At 55.1% G+C, this 8,766-nt stretch carries 8 protein-coding genes and 4 tRNA genes; 2 read left to right on the top strand and 10 right to left on the bottom strand.

Annotated elements, in window-relative coordinates; all coding sequences use genetic code 11:
- Nucleotides 1-492 precede the first annotated feature (492 nt).
- The 3 genes from F7R06_RS30060 to F7R06_RS30835 all read right to left on the bottom strand — a co-directional run bounded on the left by F7R06_RS30060 (nt 493) and on the right by F7R06_RS30835 (nt 1,050).
- Nucleotides 493-569 (bottom strand) — tRNA-Arg (locus tag F7R06_RS30060).
- A 123-nt stretch (nt 570-692) separates the two neighbouring features.
- Nucleotides 693-824 (bottom strand): hypothetical protein, encoded by a 132-nt coding sequence (locus tag F7R06_RS31285; RefSeq protein WP_281198509.1) that lies wholly within the window; start codon nt 822-824, stop codon nt 693-695.
- 55 nt (nt 825-879) lie between these two features.
- Nucleotides 880-1,050 carry a hypothetical protein gene (locus F7R06_RS30835; protein WP_162842380.1) on the bottom strand — a complete coding sequence of 57 codons (171 nt, stop codon included), beginning with the start codon at nt 1,048-1,050 and terminating at the stop codon, nt 880-882.
- A 110-nt stretch (nt 1,051-1,160) separates the two neighbouring features.
- Between F7R06_RS30835 and F7R06_RS30050 the strand changes: the two genes are divergently transcribed.
- Complete coding sequence (locus tag F7R06_RS30050) at nt 1,161-1,487, top strand: Arc family DNA-binding protein (protein WP_003178899.1); 327 nt, start codon at nt 1,161-1,163, stop codon at nt 1,485-1,487.
- A gap of 97 nt (nt 1,488-1,584) precedes the next feature.
- Here F7R06_RS30050 and mgtE read toward each other — a convergent pair whose 3' ends face one another.
- A complete protein-coding gene (gene mgtE / locus F7R06_RS30045; protein ID WP_090324567.1) occupies nt 1,585-3,027 on the bottom strand; it encodes a magnesium transporter in 1,443 nt (480 codons plus the stop codon).
- Between the two features lie 322 nt (nt 3,028-3,349).
- Here mgtE and F7R06_RS30040 point away from each other — a divergent pair, with 322 nt between their 5' ends.
- Nucleotides 3,350-3,868, top strand: a complete 519-nt coding sequence (locus F7R06_RS30040) for a cell envelope protein SmpA (RefSeq protein ID WP_090324569.1) — start codon at nt 3,350-3,352, stop codon at nt 3,866-3,868.
- 19 nt (nt 3,869-3,887) lie between these two features.
- On the opposite strand, the gene F7R06_RS30035 is transcribed toward F7R06_RS30040, so the two are convergent.
- The 6 genes from F7R06_RS30035 to alaS all read right to left on the bottom strand — a co-directional run bounded on the left by F7R06_RS30035 (nt 3,888) and on the right by alaS (nt 8,708).
- Nucleotides 3,888-3,964 (bottom strand) — tRNA-Arg (locus F7R06_RS30035).
- A gap of 72 nt (nt 3,965-4,036) precedes the next feature.
- Nucleotides 4,037-4,113: transfer RNA gene (locus tag F7R06_RS30030), tRNA-Arg, on the bottom strand.
- Nucleotides 4,114-4,221: 108 nt separating this feature from the next.
- Nucleotides 4,222-4,312, bottom strand: a tRNA-Ser gene (locus tag F7R06_RS30025).
- Between the two features lie 62 nt (nt 4,313-4,374).
- Nucleotides 4,375-4,563: a carbon storage regulator CsrA gene (gene csrA / locus F7R06_RS30020; protein ID WP_002554426.1), complete on the bottom strand. Its 189-nt coding sequence runs from the start codon at nt 4,561-4,563 to the stop codon at nt 4,375-4,377.
- Nucleotides 4,564-4,750: 187 nt separating this feature from the next.
- Nucleotides 4,751-5,992: an aspartate kinase gene (locus F7R06_RS30015; protein ID WP_007934911.1), complete on the bottom strand. Its 1,242-nt coding sequence runs from the start codon at nt 5,990-5,992 to the stop codon at nt 4,751-4,753.
- Between the two features lie 91 nt (nt 5,993-6,083).
- The gene (gene alaS, locus F7R06_RS30010; RefSeq protein ID WP_090324571.1) at nt 6,084-8,708 is read right to left on the bottom strand and encodes an alanine--tRNA ligase; all 2,625 of its coding nucleotides are present in this window, start codon (nt 8,706-8,708) and stop codon (nt 6,084-6,086) included.
- Nucleotides 8,709-8,766 lie beyond the last annotated feature (58 nt).

The following is an 8,766-nucleotide window of genomic DNA, read 5'->3' as shown; positions in this document are numbered from 1 at the left end:
TTAAAGAGCGGTTGGTTAAGAGCTTTCGTCTCAACCGAGGCGCGCATTCTACAGCAGCCTCATTTGCTGTCAAGTGATTATTTTCAGAAGTTTTCAAGGAATCCTTAACAACTTCAACCACTTGCGCTTTCGATCTCTCGTCAGCGGGAGGCGAATTCTACAGCGTTACTCGCTGCTGTCAACACCTCTTTTACAACTTCCTTTCGGCTTCGATGACCTGAAGCAACCTGCCGCCGAAAACTGCGTAACTCATTGTTTATCAAGGAGTTTTCCGTTTCGACTGCGCCGGAAGTGGGGCGAATTATAGGCCTCCAGAATCTGCCGTCAAGCACTGATTTGGTTTTTCTATCAATTACTTACGGAAGACAGGAAAGCCCCCTCTCCCTAACGCCTCTCTATATAGAAGCGACTAAGCGGAAAGGAACGACAATACACAGCTGTCACCGAATAATGACCAACAGGCAATGAAGGAATTGGAAATTACAAATGAAATGGTGTCCCAGGGCAGGTTCGAACTGCCAACCTTCCCCTTAGGAGGGGGATGCTCTATCCAATTGAGCTACTGAGACACAAGCTAGCCGCGAGAACACGCGAAGCAAGGGACGGCATGCATGTTAACGGGCAACCATGCCTTTGTCATGTCGTCCTTAGGCATTTTAAGTGTAGGCAGATGCCTCCTCTTGATCGCGAGCTCACCGCGACGCCAAAAAGCCCATCCGCATGACGATGTTTTTCCCAAGAATCCACGCCCACCATTTGGCGAACGACTCACCATCCATCCTAAAAAGCATTGACTGCGCAGCTACCCCTAGTAAATCGGCCATTTGCCACTATCCTGTAGGGGTAAGGAACAGTAATTGAATTCGCATGACTTGCCCGTCAGATTTCATGACAGCCACTGTCGGGCAGAAGGACGCGGTCAGCAATACGCGCTTGGGCAAACTTTTCAACCCAGCCCGCATTTCTGATAATTGGTGCTGGCATAACGCCTTTATCCAGTTCAATATTTGTCACAGAATTGACGCCAAGGATCTGGCTAATTTGAGGCATGATGCGGGCCTCTATCAATTCAGGTTGAACATTTGGCCAGAGCGCTTGTCCTATCAGACATCCTGCGGCCAATCCCGAGAACCGCTCCCCTGAACTAACCGGTTAAATATATGCGCCCATTGAAACAGGCAATTTATTCCAGCCGTACGGCTGACAAGTTCGTCGTACGTCTGCCAGACGGAATGCGTGAACGCATTGCCGAGGTGGCTCGCAATCATCACCGCAGCATGAACTCCGAAATCATCGCGCGCCTTGAGCAGAGCCTCATTCAGGAAGGTGCACTGGGCGAAGAATTAAGCATGCGCCTGGACAGCCCGGAACTTTCACTGCACGAACGTGAATTGCTGCAACGCTTCCGCCAACTCTCCCACCGCCAGCAAAACGCACTCGTTTCGCTGATTGCACATGACGCCGAAATGGCCGCAGACGCCTCGTAATTACCTGAAAGCTCAAGCCAGCCTAATCGCTGGCTTTTTTTTGCCCAAAATTCAGGCATAAAAAAACCCGCCGGTAAGCGGGTTTTAAAAAAACATCTCAGAGCAGGAAGATCGTTGCCAGACCAAGGAAGATAAAGAACCCACCACTGTCAGTCACGGCCGTGATCATCACACTGGAGCCCATGGCAGGATCGCGCCCAAGCCGTACTAATGTCATGGGGATCAAAACGCCCATCAACGCCGCAAGCAGTAAATTGAGCGTCATGGCTGCGGTCATTACCACACCCAAAGACCAACTACTGTAAAGAAGATAGGCGACAATGCCGATCACACCACCCCAGATCAGACCATTAATCAGCGCAACCGCCAACTCTTTGCGCATCAGCCGCGACGTATTGCCGGTACTGACTTGATCCAACGCCATCGCCCGTACAATCATGGTGATGGTTTGATTGCCGGAATTGCCCCCGATACCCGCCACAATTGGCATAAGCGCCGCAAGCGCCACCAGCTTCTCGATTGAGCCCTCGAAAAGGCCAATCACCCGCGATGCCACGAATGCAGTGATCAGATTCACCGCCAACCATGCCCAACGGTTACGTAGGGACTTCCAGACGGACGCGAAAATATCTTCTTCTTCGCGCAGACCCGCCATATTGAGAACTTCGCTCTCACCCTCCTCACGAATCAGGTCGACCATTTCATCGATAGTCAGTCGACCGATCAATTTCCCGTTTTTGTCTACAACAGGTGCAGAAATAAGATCGTATCGCTCAAAGGCCTGCGCGGCATCGTAGGCCTCTTCATCCGGATGAAAACTCACCGGATCGCTGGCCATAACCTCAGATACTTGCTTTTCCGGGTCGTTAACCAGCAAACGCTTGATCGGCAAAACCCCTTTGAGGACGCCGTCGTAATCAACCACAAACAGTTTGTCGGTATGACCGGGCAGCTCCTTGAGACGCCGCAGATAGCGCAAAACAACTTCGAGACTGACATCCTCGCGGATGGTCACCATCTCGAAGTCCATCAATGCACCGACCTGATCCTCGTCATAGGACAGTGCGGAGCGAACACGCTCACGCTGCTGACCATCGAGCGTTTCCATCAATTCATGGACGACATCTCGCGGCAGCTCTGAGGCCAGGTCCGCAAGCTCGTCGGCATCCATATCCTTAGCAGCAGCCAGAAGCTCCTGATCGTCCATGTCGGCGATCAGGGTTTCACGGACCGAGTCGGATACCTCGAGAAGAATATCGCCGTCGCGATCAGCCTTGACCAGCTGCCAAAGCGCCAGACGATCATCCAGCGGCAAGGCTTCAAGGATATAGGCAACGTCGGCAGAGTGCAGATCATCGAGTTTGCGTTGCAATTCGACGAGGTTCTGCCGGTGAACCAGGTTCTCAACCCGATCGTGATGCGGGCCTTCCTGGCGATGAGTCAGGTCTTCTACTACTCGCTGACGCTGCAACAGCTCAACAACTTGAGCAAGGCGGTCCTGCAAGCTTTCTTGCGTTTTCTTTACTTCAACTTCAGACATAGGCGAACTCCACTCCCAGCAGCGGGGCACGCCGGAAGCATCAATCAGTCAATTCATGATTGGAAAAACGGGGTATTGAGTAACTACTGGGTAAGTCCATGGAGGTATTCCATAAGCCCCGGCGGGGCTGACGGGCGCAATGATAACACCGCCCGACGGTTTTAAACGTTAAAAAATCGTGGCTGAAACAAGCGCTTGCGAAACAATCTTGAGTGCCATCCTGATCCTTCAAACTGCGACGACTCATCCTGAAAAGAAAACACACCGGCAACTGAAAATGTAGCAGCTACCTTTGGACGAGTACCGTCACGGAGGACGTCGAATGCTACAAAAATCATCCCGCCTTTTACTGATCCCCCTTCTCTGCCTACCACTTGCAGCGCGCGCCACCACTATCCATCGCTGTGAGGCAGCAGACGGACGCATCACCTTCACCACAATGAGCTGCAAAGCCGGTGAGCAGCTTTCGCCGCAGGAAGTACAAACCTACTCACCCGGCACGGCACTCGCACTCATACCGGAAACCAGCCATCGAGAAATAGCAGGAAGAAAACTCACAAACCGCGAGCCGACTGTCATCGGTCAGCCAGAAGACAAATGTGGAAACCTGATCAGCGCCAGGGAACGCCGAGAAGCAATCATCAATCAGCGCATAGTTGCCGGCATGAGCCAACAAGACGTCGAAAGCGCCTTGGGCAAACCAGACAAGATCAGCATCCGGAATTCGGCCACGAGCTATCGCTATGACACCAAGCGAGGTCGAAGTGCAAACATAGAGTTTGATACGAGAGGGTGCACGAAAGGAAAAGCCAAATCCAAGACGGCAAAAAGCCCGCATTAAATGCGGGCTTTCTGTTGTATGGTGCACTCGACAGGATTCGAACCTGTGACCGCTCGGTTCGTAGCCGAGTACTCTATCCAGCTGAGCTACGAGTGCATTTTGTGTTTTTATACCAGATCACAACTGGTTGAAGCCAAGTCATTCACATTACTGCAAACAACTCTTAAATGGTGCACTCGACAGGATTCGAACCTGTGACCGCTCGGTTCGTAGCCGAGTACTCTATCCAGCTGAGCTACGAGTGCATTTGTTGCCGCGCATTATAGGCCGTTCAATCTGTTTGTAAAGCGCTTTTTTCTAGTAATTTCAACAACTTACCGAAGAAGCCAGATTACAACGCACTACGAAAATAATGGCGGAGAACGGGGGATTCGAACCCCCGACACCCTTTTGAGGTGTACTCCCTTAGCAGGGGAGCGCCTTCGGCCACTCGGCCAGCTCTCCGCAACACGGGGCGTATATTAACCAGCTTCTTCCCCGTTTGCAAACATAAAAAACGATAAAAATTAATGGCTTGGTTCTTCGTCCTTCTCTTTCTTGATACGCAGGTAGATTTCCTCACGGTGCACAGCCACCTCTTTGGGGGCGTTCACACCAATACGCACTTGATTTCCTTTGACGCCGAGCACGGTCACGGTGATTTCGCCATCACCAATAATCAGGCTTTCTGCGCACCGACGAGTCAGAATCAGCATACCTTTCTCCTCACGCCTTACATTTCAGGGACAACAGTCTGCAAAAAAAAGGCACTCGACCTACAACCAAAATCGGTCATGGCCTACATGCCTGAGTATTGACTAGCGCGAGCAAAAGAACAGTCTCGAGGGTCACGCCATTCAAAAAACAAAAAGCGCGGTCAGACCGCGCCTTTTGGCAAACGCATCACTCGCCCTGGCGGGCCGGTGCGTCCAGTTCGAAAGCCGTGTGCAGGGCGCGCACAGCCAGTTCCAGGTACTTCTCTTCGATCACCACGGAGACTTTGATTTCCGAGGTCGAGATCATCTGGATGTTGATGCTTTCCTTGGCCAGGGATTCGAACATGCGGCTGGCTACGCCTGCGTGTGAGCGCATGCCTACGCCGACGATCGAAACCTTGGCGATCTTGGTGTCACCCACGACTTCACGGGCACCGATCTCGCGAGCGGTGTTTTCCAGCACCGATTGCGCGGCCTGGTAATCGTTACGGTGCACGGTGAAGGTGAAGTCGGTGGTGTTATCGTGCGCGACGTTCTGCACGATCATGTCGACTTCGATGTTCGCGGCGCTGATCGGGCCGAGAATCTTGAACGCAACGCCCGGGGTGTCTGGCACGCCACGGATGGTCAGCTTGGCTTCATCGCGGTTGAAAGCGATGCCGGAAATGATCGGCTGTTCCATGGTTTCCTCTTCATCAATAGTAATGAGGGTGCCCGGACCCTCCTTGAAGCTGTGCAGTACGCGCAGCGGAACGTTGTACTTACCGGCGAACTCGACCGCACGGATCTGCAACACCTTGGAACCGAGGCTGGCCATTTCCAGCATCTCTTCGAAGGTAATCTTGTCCAGGCGCTGAGCCACGGACACGACGCGCGGGTCAGTGGTGTAGACGCCGTCGACGTCGGTGTAGATCTGGCACTCATCAGCCTTCAAGGCTGCCGCCAGCGCTACGCCGGTGGTGTCGGAACCGCCACGACCCAGGGTCGTGATGTTGCCGTGCTCGTCGACACCCTGGAAACCGGCGACAACAACCACACGGCCGGCCTTCAGGTCGCCGCGAATCTTCTGGTCATCGATCTGCAAGATACGCGCTTTATTGTGAGCGCTATCCGTCAGAATCCGTACCTGATTGCCGGTATACGACACCGCCGGTACACCGCGCTTGATCAGCGCCATGGCCAACAGGGCAATCGTCACCTGCTCACCGGTAGAAACGATCACGTCCAGTTCGCGCGGAACCGGTTGTCCGTCGCCACTGATTTGCTTGGCCAGATCGATCAGACGGTTGGTTTCGCCGCTCATTGCAGACAGCACAACCACCAGGTCATCGCCGGCATCGCGGAATTTCTTAACCTTGTCGGCGACCTGCTCGATTCTCTCGACAGTGCCGACCGAGGTGCCTCCAAATTTCTGTACGATCAAAGCCATTTCAAAGCCGCCTCTGCCCATGAAGGGCGCCCAAATAATCACTCAAACAGCGTTCCGGCCCGCCACTAGACTGCGGGCCGAAAGCACTGCCTTATAAACCCTGCTCTACAAATGGAACAGTCAGAGCCAGTGCTGCATCCAGTGCGCCAGCGTCGGTACCGCCGCCCTGCGCCATGTCTGGACGACCACCGCCCTTCCCGCCCACTGCCGCAGCGGCTTGCTTCATCAAATCACCGGCTTTGAGTTGGCCAGTCAGGTCTTTGGTTACGCCTGCAACCAGTACGACCTTTTCCTCATGGACACTGCCGAGCAGGATCACTGCGCGGCCGAGTTTGTTTTTCAGTTGATCGACCAGCGCCAGCAGCGCCTTGCCGTCCTGACCGTCCAGACGCACGGACAGCACTTTCACGCCGTTGACGTCCTGCGCTTGCGCCGACAAATCGTCGCCCGCGGCGCTGGCAGCCTTGGCTTGCAATTGCTCGAGTTGTTTCTCCAGCAGACGGTTGCGCTCCAGCACAGCCGACAACTTGTCGATCAGGTTATCGCGGCTGCCCTTGACCAGGCTGGCCGCTTCCTTGAGTTGCTCTTCTGCAGCGTTCAAGTAGGCCAGTGCCGCAGCACCGGTGACTGCCTCGATACGACGCACACCAGACGCCACACCGCCTTCGCTGATGATTTTCAGCAAGCCGATGTCGCCGGTACGGTTAGCGTGGATACCGCCGCACAATTCGACGGAGAAATCACCGCCCATGCTCAGCACACGAACGTTGTCGCCGTACTTCTCGCCGAACAGCGCCATGGCGCCTTTCTTCTTGGCGGTTTCGATATCGGTCTCTTCGGTTTCAACCGCAGAGTTCTTGCGAATCTCGGCGTTGACGATCTCTTCCAGCGCCTTGAGCTGTTCTGGCTTGATCGCCTCGAAGTGGCTGAAGTCGAAACGCAGGCGCTGACTGTCAACCAGCGAGCCTTTCTGCTGAACGTGATCGCCCAGCACCTGACGCAACGCGGCGTGCAGCAAGTGGGTGGCCGAGTGGTTCAGCGAGGTGGCGTGACGTACGTCAGCCTCGACATGGGTTTCCACCGGTGCACCGATCAACAGGCTACCCGACGCCAGCACACCGTGATGCAGGAACGCGCCACCGGTCTTGGTGGTGTCACGTACGTCGAAGCGGGAAGCACCGGCTTGCAGGTAACCGCAATCGCCGACCTGGCCGCCGGACTCAGCGTAGAACGGGGTCTGGTTCAGAACCACCACGCCCTCTTCGCCTTCGCTCAATACATCGACCGATTGCCCGTCTTTATAGAGGGCAATGACTTTCGCCGAGCCGCTGGTGGCGTGGTATCCGGTGAACTCGGTATCAACATCCACCTTGACCAGACTGTTGTAGTCCATGCCGAAGGAGCTGGCAGAACGAGCGCGGACGCGCTGGGCTTCCATTTCGCGCTCGAAACCTACTTCGTCGATGGTCAGGTTGCGTTCGCGAGCGATGTCACCGGTCAGGTCCATCGGGAAACCATAGGTGTCGTAGAGCTTGAACACGACATCGCCCGGTACCACGTCGCCTTTTAGCTCGGCGAGATCCTGCTCGAGGATTTTCAGGCCCTGCTCCAGGGTCTTGGCGAATTGCTCTTCTTCAGCCTTAAGAACGCGCTCGATGTGCGCCTGCTGGGATTTCAACTCAGGGAAGGCTTCGCCCATCTCGGCAACCAGCGCCGCGACGATCTGGTAGAAGAAGCTGCCCTTGGCGCCCAGCTTGTTGCCGTGACGGCAGGCGCGACGAATGATCCGGCGCAGTACATAGCCACGACCTTCGTTGGACGGCAACACACCGTCAGCGATCAGGAAACCGCAAGAACGGATATGGTCAGCCACGACTTTCAGGGAAGCCTGTGCGTCGTTGGTGCAACCGATGGCCTTGGCCGATGCGTTCAGCAGGCTCTGGAACAGGTCGATTTCATAGTTCGAGTGCACGTGCTGCAGCACCGCACTGATCCGCTCCAGGCCCATACCGGTATCTACCGACGGCGCTGGCAGCGGGTGCAGCACGCCATCGGCGGTACGGTTGAACTGCATGAACACGTTGTTCCAGATTTCGATGTAACGGTCGCCATCTTCTTCTGGCGAGCCCGGTGGGCCACCCCAGATATCGGCGCCGTGATCGTAGAAAATCTCGGTGCAAGGACCGCACGGGCCGGTATCGCCCATGGTCCAGAAGTTGTCGGACGCGTAAGGCGCGCCTTTGTTGTCGCCGATACGAACCATGCGCTCGGCCGGAACACCGATTTCCTTGGTCCAGATGTCGTACGCCTCGTCATCGCTGGCATAGACCGTGACCCAGAGCTTTTCCTTCGGCAGGTTCAGCCACTTGTCGGAAGTCAGGAAGGTCCAGGCGTAGGTGATGGCATCACGCTTGAAGTAGTCACCGAAGCTGAAGTTACCCAGCATTTCGAAGAAGGTGTGGTGACGGGCGGTGTAACCGACGTTTTCCAGGTCGTTGTGCTTGCCGCCGGCGCGCACGCATTTCTGGCTGCTGACCGCGCGGGTGTACGCGCGCTTTTCCTGGCCCAGGAAACAGTCCTTGAACTGGTTCATCCCCGCGTTGGTGAACAGCAGGGTTGGGTCGTTGCCCGGAATCAAAGAGCTGGAGGCTACACGGGTGTGGCCTTGCTCTTCGAAGAAGCGAAGGAAGGCTTCACGGATTTCTGCGCTTTTCATTAGGTTCTTCCACGGAGGCTGCGGCCAAAGGCCTGTTCGAAACGTCAACAGACGAAGC

This window comes from Pseudomonas moorei (genome assembly GCF_008801475.1).
GTDB lineage: Bacteria > Pseudomonadota > Gammaproteobacteria > Pseudomonadales > Pseudomonadaceae > Aquipseudomonas > Aquipseudomonas moorei.
The sequence above is the reverse complement of the archived record's forward strand: the minus strand, read 5'-3'. Positions and strand labels throughout refer to the sequence as shown.

Bases quoted from the DNA above. Each gene is read 5' to 3' on its own strand.
- F7R06_RS31285 (WP_281198509.1), bottom strand. From the start codon at position 824: ATGGCCGATTTACTAGGGGTAGCTGCGCAGTCAATGCTTTTTAGGATG.
- F7R06_RS30835 (WP_162842380.1), bottom strand. From the start codon at position 1,050: ATGCCTCAAATTAGCCAGATCCTTGGCGTCAATTCTGTGACAAATATT.
- F7R06_RS30050 (WP_003178899.1), top strand. From the start codon at position 1,161: ATGCGCCCATTGAAACAGGCAATTTATTCCAGCCGTACGGCTGACAAG.
- mgtE (WP_090324567.1), bottom strand. From the start codon at position 3,027: ATGTCTGAAGTTGAAGTAAAGAAAACGCAAGAAAGCTTGCAGGACCGC.
- F7R06_RS30040 (WP_090324569.1), top strand. From the start codon at position 3,350: ATGCTACAAAAATCATCCCGCCTTTTACTGATCCCCCTTCTCTGCCTA.
- csrA (WP_002554426.1), bottom strand. From the start codon at position 4,563: ATGCTGATTCTGACTCGTCGGTGCGCAGAAAGCCTGATTATTGGTGAT.
- F7R06_RS30015 (WP_007934911.1), bottom strand. From the start codon at position 5,992: ATGGCTTTGATCGTACAGAAATTTGGAGGCACCTCGGTCGGCACTGTC.
- alaS (WP_090324571.1), bottom strand. From the start codon at position 8,708: ATGAAAAGCGCAGAAATCCGTGAAGCCTTCCTTCGCTTCTTCGAAGAG.